This window comes from Ruegeria sp. B10 (assembly GCF_056539825.1).
Window position 1 is genome coordinate 127,148 of the sequence record NZ_JBQFVP010000012.1, and the last position, 18,122, is coordinate 145,269.

The 18,122-nt window shown below is 54.6% G+C and carries 12 protein-coding genes and 1 tRNA gene; 6 read left to right on the forward strand and 7 right to left on the reverse strand.

What is annotated here, in order from left to right; all coding sequences use genetic code 11:
* Window positions 1-524: 524 nt before the first annotated feature.
* Entirely contained in the window at window positions 525-1,220 is a 696-nt protein-coding gene (locus ACR0J4_RS17215) for a fumarylacetoacetate hydrolase family protein (protein ID WP_170643466.1), read from the forward strand.
* A 3-nt stretch (window positions 1,221-1,223) separates the two neighbouring features.
* On the opposite strand, the gene ACR0J4_RS17220 is transcribed toward ACR0J4_RS17215, so the two are convergent.
* Together ACR0J4_RS17220 and ACR0J4_RS17225 are read right to left on the reverse strand one after the other, a co-directional pair.
* Window positions 1,224-2,438, reverse strand: a complete 1,215-nt coding sequence (locus ACR0J4_RS17220; RefSeq protein ID WP_170643467.1) for a DNA glycosylase AlkZ-like family protein — start codon at window positions 2,436-2,438, stop codon at window positions 1,224-1,226.
* Window positions 2,439-2,442: 4 nt separating this feature from the next.
* Entirely contained in the window at window positions 2,443-3,468 is a 1,026-nt protein-coding gene (locus tag ACR0J4_RS17225; RefSeq protein ID WP_170380279.1) for a LacI family DNA-binding transcriptional regulator, read from the reverse strand.
* 137 nt (window positions 3,469-3,605) lie between these two features.
* Here ACR0J4_RS17225 and ACR0J4_RS17230 point away from each other — a divergent pair.
* The 5 genes from ACR0J4_RS17230 to nadC all read left to right on the forward strand — a co-directional run bounded on the left by ACR0J4_RS17230 (window position 3,606) and on the right by nadC (window position 8,177).
* Window positions 3,606-3,682: transfer RNA gene (locus ACR0J4_RS17230), tRNA-Arg, on the forward strand.
* A 123-nt stretch (window positions 3,683-3,805) separates the two neighbouring features.
* Window positions 3,806-4,720, forward strand: coding sequence for an NUDIX hydrolase (locus ACR0J4_RS17235; protein WP_475217201.1), 915 nt, complete (start codon window positions 3,806-3,808; stop codon window positions 4,718-4,720).
* Between the two features lie 77 nt (window positions 4,721-4,797).
* Complete coding sequence (gene nadA, locus ACR0J4_RS17240; RefSeq protein ID WP_170643468.1) at window positions 4,798-5,769, forward strand: quinolinate synthase NadA; 972 nt, start codon at window positions 4,798-4,800, stop codon at window positions 5,767-5,769.
* A complete protein-coding gene (locus ACR0J4_RS17245) occupies window positions 5,766-7,304 on the forward strand; it encodes an L-aspartate oxidase (RefSeq protein ID WP_170643469.1) in 1,539 nt (512 codons plus the stop codon). The genes nadA and ACR0J4_RS17245 overlap by 4 nt, the downstream gene beginning before the upstream one ends.
* 3 nt (window positions 7,305-7,307) lie before the next feature.
* Window positions 7,308-8,177, forward strand: a complete 870-nt coding sequence (gene nadC / locus ACR0J4_RS17250) for a carboxylating nicotinate-nucleotide diphosphorylase (RefSeq protein WP_480668748.1) — start codon at window positions 7,308-7,310, stop codon at window positions 8,175-8,177.
* Here the strand turns inward: nadC and ACR0J4_RS17255 are convergent.
* The 5 genes from ACR0J4_RS17255 to ACR0J4_RS17275 all read right to left on the reverse strand — a co-directional run bounded on the left by ACR0J4_RS17255 (window position 8,168) and on the right by ACR0J4_RS17275 (window position 17,834).
* The gene (locus tag ACR0J4_RS17255) at window positions 8,168-8,566 is read right to left on the reverse strand and encodes a DUF6538 domain-containing protein (RefSeq protein ID WP_480542705.1); all 399 of its coding nucleotides are present in this window, start codon (window positions 8,564-8,566) and stop codon (window positions 8,168-8,170) included. The genes nadC and ACR0J4_RS17255 overlap by 10 nt on opposite strands.
* Window positions 8,567-9,190: 624 nt before the next feature.
* The gene (locus ACR0J4_RS17260; RefSeq protein ID WP_170643470.1) at window positions 9,191-12,268 is read right to left on the reverse strand and encodes a DEAD/DEAH box helicase family protein; all 3,078 of its coding nucleotides are present in this window, start codon (window positions 12,266-12,268) and stop codon (window positions 9,191-9,193) included.
* Between the two features lie 669 nt (window positions 12,269-12,937).
* Window positions 12,938-13,564 carry a hypothetical protein gene (locus tag ACR0J4_RS17265; RefSeq protein ID WP_480668749.1) on the reverse strand — a complete coding sequence of 209 codons (627 nt, stop codon included), beginning with the start codon at window positions 13,562-13,564 and terminating at the stop codon, window positions 12,938-12,940.
* A 231-nt stretch (window positions 13,565-13,795) separates the two neighbouring features.
* Complete coding sequence (locus ACR0J4_RS17270; RefSeq protein ID WP_170643472.1) at window positions 13,796-15,661, reverse strand: ATP-binding protein; 1,866 nt, start codon at window positions 15,659-15,661, stop codon at window positions 13,796-13,798.
* Between the two features lie 1,075 nt (window positions 15,662-16,736).
* Window positions 16,737-17,834: a hypothetical protein gene (locus ACR0J4_RS17275; RefSeq protein WP_170643473.1), complete on the reverse strand. Its 1,098-nt coding sequence runs from the start codon at window positions 17,832-17,834 to the stop codon at window positions 16,737-16,739.
* Window positions 17,835-18,122: the final 288 nt, after the last annotated feature.

Here is an 18,122-nt window from a genome sequence, read left to right on the forward strand (position 1 = left end):
AATCAAAACCCCGCCGGAGAAGGTAGGGGGAATTCTCCGACGGGGTGGCCAGACCTGGGTTGGATTCTGTGCCTGGCCCAAGGCCGTTGCGTGTCGTCTTACCCGACGGCCCGGCCCACGTGTCGGAAGGCGCGTCAGCCCTGAAACAGGGTCTAACACGGGCGAAACTCCCAGGGGGATGGGTGTCTTCGCCTGCCGTCTCCGATACGTTCACGTCCCAATGCCGACATGTTGAGGCGTCCGCAAGAGGTATCTTCAGGTCATTTCAGTCGTATTGATCTTTCCGGCAGAACTTCTGTGCCGGGCAGGTGGTGGGGGTGCCATCAATTCTCAAATCTACTACGCGATCTAGCGCGATTTTACCTGTTTCCAAGGGATTCATACGCCCAGATGCGCCGCGGAAGGAATTGGGCGGCTTTGCGCCAGATCACGCCGCAGATGTCGGCGTGAACCGGCGCATAGCTACGGCTTGCCAGTTGCGTGCCAGACGATAAGCTGCGCGGCGCAACACTCAGGGGATCGCCATGCCGTATCTGTTTTCTCTACCCGCACCAATCTCGATCCCCGTGATCGGCGAGCAGGCGACCTATCCCATTGGTCGGATTTTCTGCGTTGGGCGCAACTATGCGGCGCATGCCGCTGAAATGGGTCACGAGGTAGACCGCGAGGCGCCGTTCTATTTCACCAAGTCGCCCGCAAACGCCATTCTGACCGGAGCCAGCGTGCCCTACCCGCCGGGCACCGAAAACTACCATCATGAAATGGAGTTGGCCGTCGCCATCGGTCGCCCCGTGTTCCGCGCCACCCCTGCAGAGGCGTGGGAGGCAGTCTACGGCTACGGCTGTGCGCTGGATATGACCCGTCGCGATCTGCAGATTCGCGAACGCAACAAACAGCGCCCTTGGGATCTGGGCAAGGATGTGGAGAACGGCGCTGTCTTTGCGCCTTTGACCCGAGCCGCCGAGTGGTCCCCAGAGGACAACAAGCGCATTCACCTGAACGTCAACGCCGAGGTTAGGCAAGACGCGACTTTGCATGAGTTGATCTGGAAAATTGATGGGATCATCTGCCACCTGTCCGGTTTCTATCACTTGCGTCCCGGCGATGTGATCCTGACAGGAACCCCCGCCGGGGTAGGTCCGGTTGCTGCAGGGGATGAGATCGAAGGTGGGATAGATGGGTTGGAGCCCATTCATCTGACCCTGACGGACGCAGAATAGAGTCTATTTAGGCTCTTTCAGCCAGTCATTGGCAAATTCGACCGTATCAAGACCGGCAAACCGGCGCAGTCTGTCCAATTCGGAATCCAGTCGTCGCTTGCGCGCATCCGACCAGCGTATCGCGCGCTCCGGCCAGAGGGCTTTGACGCGCAGAACGCCTTCGTCGCGATGGGCTTTCATGTCGATCCGGCCAATCAGCTTGTCGCCTTCCAGCAGCGGGAAAACATAGTAGCCATAGGTCCGCTTGGGTTCAGGAACGAAGACCTCGATCCGGTAGTGAAAACCAAACAGCCGCTCGGCCCGGTTCCGGTCTCTCAGCATCGGATCGAACGGGCTGAGAACCCGGATGCGGCCTGTTGGTGCGGGCAGATCGGCCGCACCATCGGTCAGACCGGGGCGGGCAAACAGTTTGCGCACGCGCCCGTCGACGCAAGCGATTTCGATCTCCTCCAGTGCGCCTGATTGCAACCCTTGGGCGCACCAGGCCTTAGCCTCAGCCGCGCTAACGGTATCCCAAAACGCGGCCAGCTCACCCGAAGTGGCAAAGCCAAGCCGGTCCAGCGCCGCATTGCAAAGCCAATCAACCGTCGCCTCGGCGTCATAGGGTCGCTGACCGGGGCAGAGATGAGTTTCGATCACCCGCTCGGTCAGATCATAGCGTTTCTGAAACCCCTCCCGCCCGACAACGGTCAGCGCGCCCGAGCGCCACAGATACTCAAGCGCGGTCTTGGACGGGTGCCAATCCCACCACCCGCCAGAGCCCTTCTTTTCATCCTTCCCCACGTCGGACGAGGACACTGGCCCATGATCGCGGATATGGCTCAGAACCGTTTCGAACTGCTGCTCAAACCCATCCCGACGCCAGTTCTTCCACCGCGATTTCAGCAGATCCGCATCGCGCTGAAACCGCAGATGCCAATGCGCGTAATACTCCATCGGAATGACGGCGGCATCGTGGGTCCAGTGTTCAAACAGCGCCCGGTCACGTTCGTACAAACGTTTGAGGTTCCCGCTGCGATAGCTGGGCCTGCGCGAGAACAGGATCATGTCATGCGCGCGCGCCACCGTATTGATGCTGTCGAGTTGAACGAAGCCCAGCCTCTGGATCAGATCCAGCAGATCGGTGCCCTTAGACCCGCCCGAAGGTGCCTCGGCCAGCGCGTGGCGATCCATGAAGATCGCCCGCGCCGTGCGATTGTCTAGCCGTTTCGCCGCCACGATATCAGCGCCGTTTTAGCGTGTCCCCAAAGTTGACCTTGGGGGTCAGAGTCACGCGGGTCTCGATCTCGGCATTCGGATCGTCAAGCTGCGTGGCGATGATCTTGGCCGCTTGCTGTCCGATCTCAAGTCGGCAGGCATCCATCGTCGCCAGTTTGCGGGGCAGGCCCTGCAGAAGCTCGACATTGTTGAAACCCGCCAAGCCGATCTGACCGGGAATGTCGATGCCTTGCTCTAGTAGGTACAACAATCCCCCAGCGCCGATCATGTCATTGGAATAATATAGGAAATCCAGATCGGGTGAGCGTTCCAGCATGGCTTGCGTCATCTCGCGTCCCTTGGCCAGAGCCGAGCCGCCGGAATAAAATTCCCGATCCTCAATCTCGATCCCGTGCTTGCCCATAACCTCGGTGAAGCCTTCGAACCGTTTCCGTGCCCTGTGGTCCAGAGGCATCTTGGTGCCCATGAAGCCGATATGTTCATAGCCCGCTTTCAGGATCGCCTGAGCCATTTCGCGCCCGGCGCGACGATGCGAGATCCCGACCATCGCATCAACCGGTTTGCCATCGGTATCCATGATCTCAACCACTGGAATTCCGGCGGAATCCAGCATCGCCCGCGCCGCGTCGGTATGCTCCAGCCCGGCAATAATCACCCCCGAGGGCCGCCAGGAGAGCATCTCATACAGCACTTTTTCCTCTTTCTCAGGCAGGTAGTCGGTCACCCCGACCACAGGCTGCAGATCGGTGTCCTCTAGCACTTGATTGATGCCGGTCAGAACCTCGGGAAAGACCATGTTGGACAGGGATGGAATGATCACCGCGACCAGATTGACCCGGCTTGAGGCCAGCGCGCCCGCGATCTTGTTGGGCACATAGCCCAGTTCTTTCGCGGCGGCCAAAACGCGGGTGCGCGTCGCATCCGACACATCGCCCCGATTGCGCAGGACCCGGCTGACCGTCATCTCGGATACCCCAGAGGCCTCAGAGACATCGCGAAGGGTAAGCGGGCGTTTTGTTTCTGTGTTCACTGAGGGCACCTGCGTTGTTGTTTTATCTGATGCTAGCGTAAACACCGTGCAGTTTACAACTGTTCAGCACGCCTACAGCAAACCCACAGTAAACCCCATGACAAGCCGAAAAAACAAAGGTAGAGAGGGCTTTGCACGGCCCCGTGGCTCAACTGGATAGAGCAGCCCCCTCCTAAGGGGCAGGTTGCAGGTTCGAATCCTGCCGGGGTCGCCACTGCAAATGCCGGAAATGCCTTCAATCAACGGCGAAAACCTCATTTTGAGGTCGGTGTTGGCACTATGGCATTTTCCTCAAGCAAAGGTTTGAAATCTGGGTTAGAAATCAAACACGATGTCAATGATTGGCATTGCGCAATACACAGGTATCTTCTTGCCCAGCGGACTAGCCCCTGCCGAACTGATCGCAATCCTTGTCGCCGTGACCGACAACCAGCCGCGTGTCATGACCTTGCGGGGCGGTGAGGCGCTGCCATCGGGGCCGTTCGAATCTTCTCATCGCAGCCTACAGAGCAGCCTGCGTGCTTGGATTGAAGCGCAGACCGGCCATCCCGTGGGGTATCTCGAACAGCTTTATACCTTTGCGGACAGGGATCGCGATCCTCGGTCTGGGGATGTAGAAACCTCGCAGCGGATCTCGATCAGCTATCTAGGGCTGGTGCGCGAACAGGATGCAGCCGGGGCAGGGCGCCCGTCCTGGCGAAGTTGGTACCGGTACTTCCCGTGGGAAGATCATCGCGACAGCATCCCCGAAGAAGTGCCGCGCATCGCCGATCGCCTCACAGCTTGGGCGGGGGTGGACCCGCTTAAGGCACAGCGTGTCGATTATCTGTTCGGTCTGAACGGAAAGACGTGGAACGAGGAACTGGTTCTGCAGCGCTATGAGCTGATGTATGAGGCCGGTCTGGTCGATGTGCCCGAGTTTGGCTTGCCCATGGCGGGCGACAACCGCCGCATCCTTGCCACTGGCATTTCGCGGCTACGGGCCAAGATCAAATACTCTCCGGTCGTGTTCGAGCTAATGCCCGAAAGCTTTACCCTGCTTCAATTGCAGCGCACGGTCGAGGCGCTGTCGGGTCTGCACTTGCACAAACCCAATTTCCGCCGCCAGATCGACCAGCAGGAACTTGTTGAAGAAACAGGCGAAATCTCGAGCGGCACCGGTGGTCGTCCGGCGCGCCTGTTCCGATATCGACCTGCTATTCTTGAGGCCCGCATGCTGTCGGGCGCAAGGCTGCCTCTGTCCAAATCCTGAGTTGCGCTTGACATAATCTCGAATCGAGAATAATCACGGCTCAAATGTACTCGAATCGAGTATAATTGGAGGAGCCGATGAAAGATTTCCGCCTGCCAGAGTTGTACGATCGGGTTAAGCAAGTCATTCCGCCAGCCGAATGGATGCAGTACGAAGAGGATCTGGAAGCCATCCTCGACCTGAAGCGGCAGCAGAATGCCGTCATCCTTGCGCACAATTACCAAACGCCCGAGATCTTTCACGGCGTGGCCGATATCGTAGGCGACAGCCTGGCCCTGGCGCGCGAAGCCGTTGAAGTCGACGCCGATGTCATCGTGCTGGCGGGCGTGCATTTCATGGCGGAAACCGCCAAGCTGCTGAACCCGGAGAAGACCGTGCTGATCCCCGATATGGGGGCGGGATGTTCGCTGGCGGATTCCATCACGCCCGAAGACATCGCGCTGCTGCGCGAAGCCCATCCTGGTGTGCCGGTGATCACCTATGTCAACACATCGGCTGCGGTGAAGGCTGCCTCAGATATCTGCTGCACCTCGGGCAACGCGGTGAAAGTGGTGGAATCCCTCGGGGTGCCGCGCGTGTTGATGATACCGGATGAGTACCTTGCCAAGAACGTCGCCAAAGAGACCGATGTTGAACTGATCGCCTGGCACGGGCATTGCGAGGTGCATGAGCTGTTCACCCCGGACGACATTCGGGCTATGCGCGAGGCATGGCCGGGTGTCACGGTGCTGGCCCACCCGGAATGTCCACCCGAGGTCGTGGCCGAGGCGGATTTCTCAGGCTCTACCGCCGTGATGTCGGACTTCGTCGGCGACAAGAAACCGGCAAGGGTTTGCCTTCTGACCGAATGCTCCATGAGCGACAACGTGGCACTGAACCACCCAGATGTGGAGTTTGTGCGTCCGTGCAATTTGTGCCCGCATATGAAGCGCATCAGTTTGGGCAATATCCGAAAAGCGCTGGAATTGGGTCGCCACGAAGTCACCGTCGATCCCGCCATCGCCGACGATGCGCGCCGTTCGGTCGAGCGGATGCTGGCCGTGAAATGATCCGGCTTGAGAGGCTCCATGACCGGATCGCCATCATCGGTGGCGGTATCGCAGGGCTGGTGGCTGCACTGGAACTGGCGCTGCAGCCTGTGGTGCTGATCACTCGCGCCGGGCTGGGGCAGGAATGCTCGAGCGCTTGGGCGCAAGGGGGGATTGCTGCCGCGCTGGGCGCAGATGACGATCCGACCCGGCATCTGGCTGATACGCTGCGGGCCGGAGATGGGCTGTGCGATGCAACTGTCGCCTCGGGGATCCTGTCAGAGGCCGCCGAGGCGATCGCAATGCTTGAGCGATACGGCGTTCGCTTTGACAGGGCGCAGGATGGCACATTTGCCCTTGCGCGCGAGGCCGCGCATTCCCGCCGCCGCATTCTGCATATCGGCGGTGACCGGACAGGGGCCGAGATCATGTCCGCTCTGATCCGCGCGGTGCAGCATTGCCCCTCGATCACCTGCTTAACGGGCGTCGAAGCCCGGCGTCTTGTAACCGCCGACGGGTGCGTTGCTGGTGTTCATCTGCAAGCGATGGGTCAAGCGGCCGTATTGCGGACAGCTCAGGTCATCATGGCGACAGGTGGCTGCGGGGGTCTTTTCGACGCCAGCACCAACCCGTCCGGCAATTTCGGGCAAGGTTCGGCGATGGCCGCACGTGCAGGCGCAGCTCTGCGCGATATGGAATTCGTGCAATTTCACCCGACCGCACTGGCGACTGACCAAGCACCTTTGGACCTGATCAGCGAGGCGGTGCGGGGCGAGGGGGCAACTCTGATCGACCAGAATGGCAAGCGGTTCATGGCACATATCGCGGATGCCGAACTGGCCCCACGGGACGTGGTGGCCCGCGCTGTGCATCAGGTCATCGCAGGCGGAGGGCGCGCGTTTCTTGACGCTCGTGCCGCGCTGGGTGCGGGCTTTGCTGAACGGTTTCCTGGCATTCAGGCCTTGTGCGCGGCCCAAGGTATCGACCCCGCGCACGACCCGATTCCGATACGCCCGGCTGCGCACTACCACATGGGTGGCATTGCCGTTGGCCAGACCGGCCAGAGCACGCTGCCCGGGTTTTGGGCGATCGGTGAATGTGCGGCGACCGGTTTGCACGGGGCCAATCGCCTTGCCAGTAGCTCTCTGCTTGAGGCTGTTGTAATGGCTCGTCGCGCCGCCAGCGATGTTGCGGCCAGCAAGATGCGAGACCGGGCTTTTGTCCCCAACCCCGCTGCGTTGCCTGATCCCGATCCCGGCGCTGTCCGGCCGATGATGTCGGGGCATCTGGGTGTGATCCGGCATGGGGCCGGGATGCGGAACGCGATCTCGAACCTTTTGCCGCTGGTTCGGTCGTGCGGGCCTGCCTCGGACCCGGCCCTCGTGGCGCTTGCAATCGCAGTTTTCGCCGAAAAGCGCCGAGGCTCCTGCGGCGGGCACTATCGTAGCGACTTCCCTGAGCCAGAGACTAATCCGCGATCAACCCTGATGAACCTGACCGAAATCCTGTCGCATGCGGGTTCGGTCGACCAAGAACCCCAGCTGAGGACAGCCTGACCCATGACCGCCATGCCCCTAACCCCGTTGCCGCGCACGATGTTTGAGCCGATGATCCGGCGCGCTCTGGATGAAGATCTTGGCTTGGCGGGCGATGTCACCTCTGCCGCCGTAATTCCGTCGGATCACCGATCCGAGGTTGTGGCCTGCGCCCGCCAACCCGGTTGTATCGCCGGTCTCGACTGTGCGGAACTTGCCTGCGCCTTGGTTGATCCGGCCATCACGGTGACCCGCCATGTGAACGACGGAGACTCGGTTGCGAGCGGTACGCCGATCGCAACTTTCCAAGGGCCGTCCCGCAGCCTGTTGATCGCTGAACGAACCGCGCTCAATTTCATGGGTCACCTCTCGGGCATTGCCAGCGCGACCGCTGATCTTGTGCGCCGTGTCGAAGGCACGCGCGCCTCAATCGCCTGCACCCGCAAGACAACCCCGGGTCTGCGCGCGCTGGAAAAATACGCCGTGCGCGCGGGTGGAGGCATGAACCACCGCTATTCCCTAAGCGATGCGGTGCTCATCAAAGACAACCATGTCGCCATCGCCGGAGGCGTCGGCCCAGCCCTGACAAGCGCGAAACAAACGGTCGGCCATATGGTCAAGATAGAGATCGAGGTCGATACACTCGCGCAGTTGGAGCAGGTTTTGGAGATCGGTGCCGATGCCGTGCTGCTCGACAACATGACCCCGACCACATTGCGCGAGGCAGTGGGTATGATTGATGGGAGAGCTATCGCCGAAGCCTCGGGCGGGATCACACCTGACAGCGTGCGCGCTGTCGCTGAAACCGGGGTTGATCTGATTTCCATGGGCTGGATCACCCACAGCGCACCCTGCCTTGATATCGGTCTGGATTTCGTCGCAAGTCACCCCTGAAAACACTGGCCGCAGATTACTGGACACTGCGGCCTTCGCCGGCCCAGAGGGTAAGCTTCCCCGATATTTGGAATACAACAAGTCATAGAGTCGAGGGTTTCATGGATCCGATTGGACCTGGTCTCTTCTCGTCCAGAGAGGGCGGTCATCCTCAGAAGATGCTTACCCGGTAGGTCTACGTCTTGGATACGTAGGCGATACCAGTGATCATCCAATTGCTGAGAAGTTCTTTGCGCTCGGGACTTTGCGGACGCCGCTGATCTTGTCCGCAGCGAGAACGATATTTTTCTGGTGGTATAGTGGTGATCGAGGTCCTTCGGGACCCGCCGTGTGAAGTACAAGCCCCCTGCTTTCACAAATGAGAAGGGAACGGTTTTGTTCTCCAGCATGTACTACGTCCTTGGTCAACTCCAGTTAAAGCCGAAGGGAACCAGTAGCTTATCTATTGCGAATGGTGCCGGGGGCGGAATCGGTAAAGTACGTTAAGCATCTCAATTTAATCACTAAAATCATACCCCACTTACTTCAATACCCCCTTTATTACCCCCGACGAAGTTCTCTTTTCATTTCAAGTATTTGATTTATCTATGTGATTCCGTGTTTTGGAATCGCACCAATCGTCCTTTTGCGTCCATTATTGTCCTATTCAATGTAGACTAGTCCAACCGTTAAACGTCTTCCAGTAAGCTTCAATCTCTTTCGAGAATGCGTCCAGCTGTATGGTTAAACCGTTTGTGCTTCAGCCGCCTAAGAGCCGCTGACCCAATCGTCGGTTGGAGATCAAAGCTGCCCCAAACTTCCAGTTCCTAGAACAACTGCTTTGCGGACGAACCAAACAGACGGGCCGCAGGCTTCAACGTAAACAATCGGCCTAAACAGGTCATTGGTACATCCCTGGAATGCTGCGTTGCGCCAAGAAAAGCTGCCGCTGGAGGCTTTGCGGCAAAACGGTATTCCGTTCGCTATGCGTTTTCCAAATACGCTGACGAAAATTTGCACAAAGCAGTCTGATGCTATTCAGCACAAAAAATCCGGAGGCGGACGCCAACCGACTGGCATGCGGAGTATGTAGAGAGAACTAAGTGATAGAATTGAAGCACGTGGGGTTCAGGTTGCGGCTTATTGAACTCCTCTTCGAGCTTTTTGAGCGAAAGCATGCCGCCTGAACAAACCAGCCAAATCTCTCTGTCCGTGGTTGGGCTCGTACGCAACCGCTGGAATGCCTTACGAAAGGCTTTCGATCCTCTACCATGACGCTTGCGATCGACTGTCTGGGTAATGTCTGATTTAGCCTTAGACAGTTTCCAACGCCCGTCAAACCGCGTCTCGCTCCCCGGAAGTGCGGCCCCGTCGCTTTTCATATATGCGAGATTCTTAAGGCCCTGGGCGCAAACATCATAGAAGGCTGAAGCTGACACGCCTGGTTTTCCCTTTTTCCACTTCCCCGCGACCACAATCGCTGCAGGAATTGGGGACATCTCGTCCAACCCAAGAAAATCGCCGACTTCGTCCTGCAGATCGTCGCACACTAAGTCCGGAAAACTCCGTCCGAAAAGATGAGGTCCGCGATCGGGCCGAAGCGACTTATCGATTAATTCGAATAGCGAGCCCTCTTTCCAAGTATCGACATGGCCTTTGGTTAATTCGCCTTTTTCTGAAGTCACTTTGTTAAGACCAGGGATTGTCTTGATTAGATCGAGCACCAACTTCGACGCTCCTTTGGAGTCACGTAGGTCGAGATCAATTCTGTAAAAGTCGCCACTAACATAGGTGTGGACTAAATCGCGTGTGATTATGCGAAAAGGCTGCAACTGATTCAGGCGGCGGGTTAGAGAGATCTTCGGGTTGTCTTTGGTTTTGATTCGACTGAGGCTTGGAGAAATGAGCCAGTATTTTCCCTTTTTAGCGTTCCAGCCTATCCACACAGAGTGGTCCTCTCCATCTATGCGTAGGGTGAAACGGAACGGCGCTGGCGCTTTTTGATCTTTGTCTTCTTCAACTTCAACGCATAGATCCTCTATGGTGACAGCGGCGGTCTGTCCCTTTGCAACGAACTGATCGTCTAGCTCAGCCATGTCGACAAGGATATTGAGTGGCGTCGGGTCAGCGGGAACCATGTCGGGAGCCGCGAACCGAGAGAAGATAGAAGCCGCTTGTGTGGCAGCTTCAAGTTCCGAAGCAACTACATCACACCAATCCGAGTACTGCTGCGGTGTAAGGTCATTTCCTTTGCCGTCACGTACACGCGATCTGGTAAAACCAACAGATCTACGAGTACCGTCCTGGGTGTTTTCAGCGTGTATGTAGCCGCTAGCACGTGTCACAACATTGAGATGCTCTCCCATAAACACACCCGATCGATCAAGTGAGCGTGCGGACAGGCTGCGGGATCGTAGTGCCAGCGGCCCAAGATCTGTATTTTTTACGCTCATGAACGAAATATTGTTGTACTGACCGTCGGGCAAAAGTGCGCGCAAGGCTTTTGCATTGATGCGTGGGCCGATGCCTTCCAGTTCATTTATCCAAAGTCCGGCACTGTCGAAAAAGAAAAGTCGGCCGTTCTTTTTCGCATAGATCGTCGCTTCAAGGCTGGGTGATTGGAAAAGGCTTCCCGACAAGAAAGGTGACGGAGTTAGTCGGAGCGTGACATGATACCGGCAAAGACCGTCAGCGGTTTGGCCGTTTAACACCTGATATCGATCATTGTTGGACAATTCGGCTTGGATGTCCGCTTGGAGGTCATCCAAATTGAGGTCTTGTTCGATCGAAAATGCGACTGCCGCGCTCGGGAAGCGCAGGTCGTCATGGAGATTCGGGTCGTCTAGGTCAGGCCTTTCTCGGAAGCGTCCCATCACGTAATCGAGAGTAGGAAGGGCAGCAATCAGGTTTTCCAAAACCGTTGCGTCGTTGCGCACGTATGGCTTATTTCCATTCTCTTTCGAAGCGTTGTCAAAAGAAAGAAAACTATTCCAATCGTCAGCCACATTGTGACCGCTGGACGCAAGAACATAGGCCTTTGGTATTGGCCCGCCGATAGGTCCTGGATGGCGGATTAGCCTTCCAATCTGTTGGACCAACATGCGCGTGTTCGTGAATGGCTCGTAAAGCGCAAGGACCGTACAAAGTGGGTCGTCGATGCCTTCAATCAGCATAAACTGGTGAATAAGAAAGCGTTCAGGTTGTTCTGAAAGATTCCGAGGTACTTTTTTGAGAATCCCATCATCAGGCCGATCGGGGAAGTTGTTGTGGATCGCGACGACTCCGTCGGTGCGGCCTGCGAGCGCAACATTTAGTGCCTCATGCATTTCCCGAACCGATTCCTCCCGATCACATCGCACTATTACTTTGTTCGCCGCTGAGAAGCGCCCATTGGCAACAAGCGCATCGACCCTTGCAACTAGCTCAATAGCATAGTCGTCAATTGAAACGGGCAACTCCTGTTCGTCAATTTCGACATCTCGTATGACACCCTGATCAACCGCGTCGGAAAAGCTAAGAAAATGAATATGGTCGTCATCAACATCGAAGATTTTCAGATCGCCTCGAAAAGGCGTGGCACTAAATAGTACCGTCGGCACACAAAATCCGCGAACGACACGTGCCCAGCTAGGCGCTGGTTCGCGATGCCCCTCGTCAAACAATATCGTGCCGACACGGCCATGTAGTTGCCCTATCTGGCCGTTGGCGTAGACCTGCTGGATGGCCTGAACAGTTCCGACCAAAATGATCCGTTTACCGTTATGGGTGTCTAGGTCTTTCGTGAGCTTCTCGATGTTGCTTGGTAAAATTGTCCAAACTTCGTCAGGCTTCCATTCTGGGGCTGCACCAATCTTGTCCCAGAAGCGGTCCTTGAGCTGCGATGACAGTTGCTCGACCAACGCCGCTGAGGGGCAGACGACGAGTACCGCTTGCTCGTGGGCGCGTTGGCATGAGATTGCCGCCATAACTCCAGTTTTTCCAGTACCTGTGGGCATATTGACAAGACAAGCACGGGCGCTGCCAGAAGCAAAATAGTTGTCGACTGTGTCGAGCGCTGCATGCTGATGCGGCCACAACGCAAGTGCCGCTCTTGAAAACTCATTCCCAACCAATTTGTATTCCCCAAGAAATTTGAAAAATGAATCTCGCGCTTATCACTGTCGCCGATCTCATGGAACTGGGTTCCACAAGCCTTCATTAAAACACTAGAAAGCAACAACCTAGAGGTGTTTTGGGAAAAATTTCGGCAAGCACGGAGGGCTAACCTTCAAGCTAGCTTGGCAGTATGGCTTACACCAAGACCGTAGAGGTAATGTCTGATTTTTGGATAGCCGAGAGCCTGTGTCGCAATCGCAGCGAACTTCCGCTTCCCGCCTGGAGCGGCGAACGCTGCGCTCATCATCTTTTTCGTCTTTTGAGCTCAATGCTGACGCTCAGTGACTTCCGATCAAAGTCTGCTCTGCGGGCGAAGCCGGCATTTGCCATGAATGCAATCTGCTGGGCAAAACAAGGCATAGTCAGCCACACAGCTGCCGTTCACCGCGTTTGCGACACGGTGCACCACGAACGGCAGCGTTGCGCAGGAAGCGGTCGCTCTAGAAAGCCAGCTAAGCGCCGGAAGCAGTATCACGGATAAGATAGGTCTCACCTTACAAAACCGAGCCACCCGGCCATGATCCATCCATCATTATGATGTGGTCAAATGCCCAGTTTTAGAAACGTCAAAGTTGCCGACGTAGCTATTTCAGCTGTCTTTGACTTGACACACGTTCTTGCCCAGCTCACCCCTCGCGGACTGATAGTGAAAGAATAGCTGGTCCGCCGCCTTCCGCTATATCCTTACCCCTAGCTGCCATGATGGTTTTAACTAGATCAGCGTTTACGTCCCGATCACCTGTCGTGCAGCGGAAGAAGTCAAAGAAAAACCTGAAAGCCGTTAATTCGCAGTTCCCATATAGGTCGCGAGCGTTCGTCCTGCTAATCTTATTTGCCGAACTAGCGCGCACCCCAGAGACAGAATAGTCGAATACGTATGACGCTGGAGAATGAGAAAGCATATCCTCGCATTGGCTTTGCAGGCTCGTCAATTCATCCTTGGAAAGCAAGCCGCCACGCCCAATCTTCTTAGATTGAATGAGAACTCCTTTCTCGTAGTCTCGGCCAATCCCTTTCGTGGCTATATGCAGTAAGATGTCGGCTCCTATAGCCTTCTCTTCTGCCGCTATCCCTTTTCGATGGCGTAGGATTTTCGCATTCCAGTTGAACCCACCAATTTGGCCGCGAAGCGCTGCATTCAACTCACCAATCAGCACTCCTGTAACATCATCCTCATCGGTTACATTTCCTTTCGACATCTCCCGCATGGCCGCTTTCGTTGCGTCGGCAGCAATATGCGCAGCCTTCCGCATTGCATCGTCAAAACTCTTTGGGTCCATTGTCTCACAAGCTCATGGTGATGGTTAAGTGTACAGTTGGAATAGCTGGTCATAACCTTCTTAAATCTAAAAAGTATTTGCAGTGCGCCCTGTACGGCGGCATCACTTCGCAAAAAAAATGACTTCCGAATACTCAAAAAATCTCAGCGGAGAATACTGACGATTTTTGAGTCTTCCACCTTCTGAAGATCGTACAGGATTCCGTCAACTTTTCATCTGGGCGTACTTTTTCATTCCAGATCTAAGTATCTCAAGGAATGTATGATTTCTTGCGGCAGCATCATCAACGATTGCATCATAGGAAACAACGAAAGTTGGTGTCGGAACATCGTGTCCGTCAGGGTGGGGTGTCAGGAATTCTTGGTAGAAGACCTGCCCCTTGGAAAAGAACGGCGTCCACTTCATTTGTCGAAGTCTGAATGCTATCTTCTCATCAACATCCATGATTGCGTAGTACCATACCCTTTGAATATTCTGACAGTGTGCTACGAGTTTTCCAGCCCTGTCCAAAAGTTGATTTACAGCGTAGAAGTTGTCCTTCTCGTCATCCTGCTTCTTTTTGATCTCAACAACAACAACGTCCACAGGCTCCTCGTCTTGCGGGTCGGCGGAGAAAATCATCGTTATATCTGGGCGACCGGCGTCGCCAATCTTTTCATCATCAAGTCGAATTGCCTGAATGGCCGCATCCATCGTCTTTTCGCTAAGTATTGTGCGGAATACCATGAACTTGTCATCCAAGAGCCATGCATTGTTTTGGTAGAACCCCGTATGGAGCGACGATTGAGAGAGCTCGCTAAATCTTGGAGCGATGAGGTTATGTATTTCAATCTCAGCATTGGCAGGCTTCATTGCCTTCATGCGGGCAATTATTTTCTCTCGATATAGCACATATTCAGTGAGCGTGCGGGATGACATTTCGAGAGATTTTTCGTATGCATCATCACTAAGTGACTCAGATTGAAGTATTTCCTTCTGAACTCGAAAAAATTTTTGCTGCGCTGAGGAGAGCGCATCGTCGCGATTGATCAGTCCCACCGTATTCCTTTCAAAATATCCCAGAAGATGAGGGAACTGATCCTCGAAGTCCTTCTCGACTCTTTCATTGCTCTCCTTCACCTCAGGCACGCTGTCTGAAAGGACGCGCCCCATTTCACGACGAAGGACGTCATAGAGACGACTCTCTTTGATCCCATCTGGTAATATTAGTTTCTGTCGAGAACTGTCAGCTTTTGAATGGAAGAGTTCGGACTCAAACAAGAACACGCAGAGATACCCAAGCGGGAATGATGAGTGAGATATTGGGGTTGTTGGTATCGTCCTGCCATCAATACTAAATGCAACCAAAGACCTGCCGCGACCCGATGCCGGAGCAATGTGATAGCTCATTTGTATGCTTGATATTGCGTCAATCGTGCTATCTTTTATTTCGACCCTCGTCATTTCCGGCAAGTCTCTTGGCCCGATCAGAACCTCGTCCGAAAAGAATTCCTTTTGGGCGTTGTTCTCAGCGGTCTTGAGCGTCAGTTTGATCTTGAAGTCTTTTCCGTCCCGCTTTCGCGCGTCGAGGGTTGGGAGGAAATGCTCTATCAGAAGATGCTTCAACGCGTCAGGTTTTAAGTCATCGTAGGACTTAATACGTTGACCGGAGAACCCGTTAAACACGAGTGTTGTACTGCAGGTGCTCCTTGGTGCCATTTTCTCTATGGGAGCGCACCCATCGAAGCCATCTGTAAATGTGAATCTCCTGCGCCAATCCTTTCCGAAGCTATCAACCTCTACGCGTTTAAAATAATTCAGGAAGACAAGGCGGCCAATGCCTTTGTGGAAGCGGTCTCTCGGTCGAAGGAGTTTTCGAAAACGATCAAAGTTTTCATCCGTGAAGCCGTCGCCATTATCTGAGACTGTGATCGTCAATGATGAGGGTTCATCAAAAGATTGAATGTCTATGGATACATCTATCTCTGTTGCACCGGCGTCCAATGCATTTGCGACTGCCTCGAAATACACTAGGGATAGCGACGGATTGGGAAAGAATAGTTTTATCGCTCCTGCCGTTTCGATGTCCACCTACTAGCTCCTCAAGTCCTCTGAACTAGCGTTGGTGTATCAACTCTTCGACGAAAATGGCAAGCGGCCGGACCCTTTAGATTGCCTCTTCTTCGAAGCTTTCAACCGGCATAGATAATGCGGCTGTCTAGCTTTCGTCTATTTCGATTGCGCCTCTTCTGATGCCTCGTCGTTCACGACCGGAAACTTTGGGCTTGAAACCCGCCGGATGTATTGCGGTATCTTGGCAACCCGGCAAGGGCAACTCAGGGTACTAACCGCGCAGTCAACAGCCTGCAAGCTAGTTCCTGTGTCCCCCATCTAAATGAGAAAGTCTCAGAGACCTCAAACCAACTTGAGTCACTCCCCGTACCATGGTTTGCACCCATACAAGAACACTGGCATTCATGACCCACTGCATTCTGGCAAGCCGGGGCACATTTCTCTTGCTCTCTGTAAGGCTGAAAAATGTAGACGCTTCCATAGCGTTCAAGAGCCCGCTCGACAAAGTCATTGAACCAAGTTTTGGGTAGTTCCCAATAGCGACCTTTAGCTACCCAAACGGGATTATTTCGGCGGCCATTCTGTAGCCACGCGCGGTTACAAGTTGCAAACGGGAGGCGAGCACGAAGTTTTTGCCCCTTGCCCGCACGCCTAAGAATCACGGGAACATTTTCCTGATTCCAAATGATCTTTTGTTGCAGTGCTTCATTCATGCGTGCAACTTAAGGTCGTTGCGAATTCAACTCAATGAGCCAGTGTTCGAGTGACTGCGGTGCTTGACCGCAGTACTACTGCACTCTGGGATGGCAAAGTCAGCAATGGGGCTAGCTTACCGACTGAACCTGCAGCACTTAGTCTGCATCAGAACGGCGGCTCAGGACCAAACCACTTGTTTGAATCCACTGTAGAGGTTGACTGCTCCGAGCCAACATTGACCGTTTGTATACCGCGCCCCACGGGCAGCTGTGCGCAGTTACCGTTGAAAAACGGTTTAGGAATTGTGCAATTGACGACGCTAGGAGCAGATTGGATTGTCGCCGTAAGGAAAAATGCTGACAATCATGCTTGCATGACAGGCATTAAACTTTTTCGTTCACACCCCTAGTTCATTTTTCCTATCGTCCCTGTAAGCCTCAACGGCGTCCCAATCTTTTGCCGATAATCGGATCATGTCGTGGATGGGGATAGCATTGTATGATATCAGCCGACGAAACACCTTTGTCCGCTCCTCTGGTCCGACAAGTTCTTCAATGCTTTTACCCAAATGAATGATGTTGTGTCTTAGGCCATTGTTCGGACCTCGTGCCTTGCCAGGCTCAGCCGAAAGGAATTTGAAGTCCTCGAGGATAGTATTGTATTCGCTGATGTCTCGGGCAACATGTCGGGCGATCTGCTTCTTCACATCTCCCATTTTCATATACACGAATGGAGACGCAATGTACTCAATCAAATTCATTAACTGAATGAACTTTAGTGTTTCGGAAGAGGCTGTCAGAGCATTCGAGTAGAGGCGGAGTGCATGTCTTGCGATCATGCCAACTTGGCCGTCATGCACTGGTTCTAGGCAGGCAAAGTGATCAAGTTCAAGACCCAGTCCACGGACAAGAACACTAGGCACGACCTCCCCAGAAATCAGATACGTTTCATTGTCGCTCAATGTATAGAATAACCCTGCTGTGAAGCCACTCTTCCCATGAAAGCCGGCAGTATTCGGAAACGTCTGCACGACCATGGGATTGCAGTAGTTTAATCTTAACAAGTCCATCGCCTGTTCGGCTTTGGCAGACGCTCTTTGAATGCACTCCAAGTGAAACTCATAGGAGGGTGGCAACAGAAAGGTTGCCCATTCGATTTCTACCAAAAATGCGATCAAAACCCCGGAAAACAACTCATCGCGGTCGATTCCCGTGGCCGCCGATTTGATCCAGTGTAAGTCATCGCCTGAAACCGATACGAGGCCCTCGGACACAGTATTTCTGCCGCAGATTTCGTAGTATCCAAAGCGGGGCCACCAGACCAAATTCAAATCATCTGCGGACAGCGAATCCGCAGGGTAGACCACAAAATCGTCACTTAACTCTATGATTTGTTCACAGTGGAGTTTATCGACAGGCAAGAGGCATAGAATGGAACCCGTTCGCAGGCCATCAAAGAAGTATTTGATTGGATGGCATTGACTGTCGCTGCTCAAAGTTCTGCTCCTACTCTTTTTACTTCAGTGTGGACCTGTCACCTTTCGTGCCGCCCCAAGTGTTCGTTTAGGCAACTTTCCGTTCGAATGCGACGGGACATTGCACTTACAGCGAATTACCGGAAAGCCGGCTCAACTGCCATCTACTACCTGGTTCTGAACGTCCGGAATGTGCGGTTCACGACATGCTGCGCTATCAAAAGCAGTTGTGCTGGCGGAGGTCCGGGCATAGCTCAAGCCACCTAATTGGACCCGGTGTAGAGAATGGCCGCATCGAGCCCGACCTAC

Bases quoted from the DNA above. Each gene is read 5' to 3' on its own strand.
- ACR0J4_RS17215 (WP_170643466.1), top strand. From the start codon at position 525: ATGCCGTATCTGTTTTCTCTACCCGCACCAATCTCGATCCCCGTGATC.
- ACR0J4_RS17235 (WP_475217201.1), top strand. From the start codon at position 3,806: ATGATTGGCATTGCGCAATACACAGGTATCTTCTTGCCCAGCGGACTA.
- nadA (WP_170643468.1), top strand. From the start codon at position 4,798: ATGAAAGATTTCCGCCTGCCAGAGTTGTACGATCGGGTTAAGCAAGTC.
- ACR0J4_RS17245 (WP_170643469.1), top strand. From the start codon at position 5,766: ATGATCCGGCTTGAGAGGCTCCATGACCGGATCGCCATCATCGGTGGC.
- nadC (WP_480668748.1), top strand. From the start codon at position 7,308: ATGACCGCCATGCCCCTAACCCCGTTGCCGCGCACGATGTTTGAGCCG.
- ACR0J4_RS17255 (WP_480542705.1), bottom strand. From the start codon at position 8,566: ATGCTGGAGAACAAAACCGTTCCCTTCTCATTTGTGAAAGCAGGGGGC.
- ACR0J4_RS17265 (WP_480668749.1), bottom strand. From the start codon at position 13,564: ATGCGGAAGGCTGCGCATATTGCTGCCGACGCAACGAAAGCGGCCATG.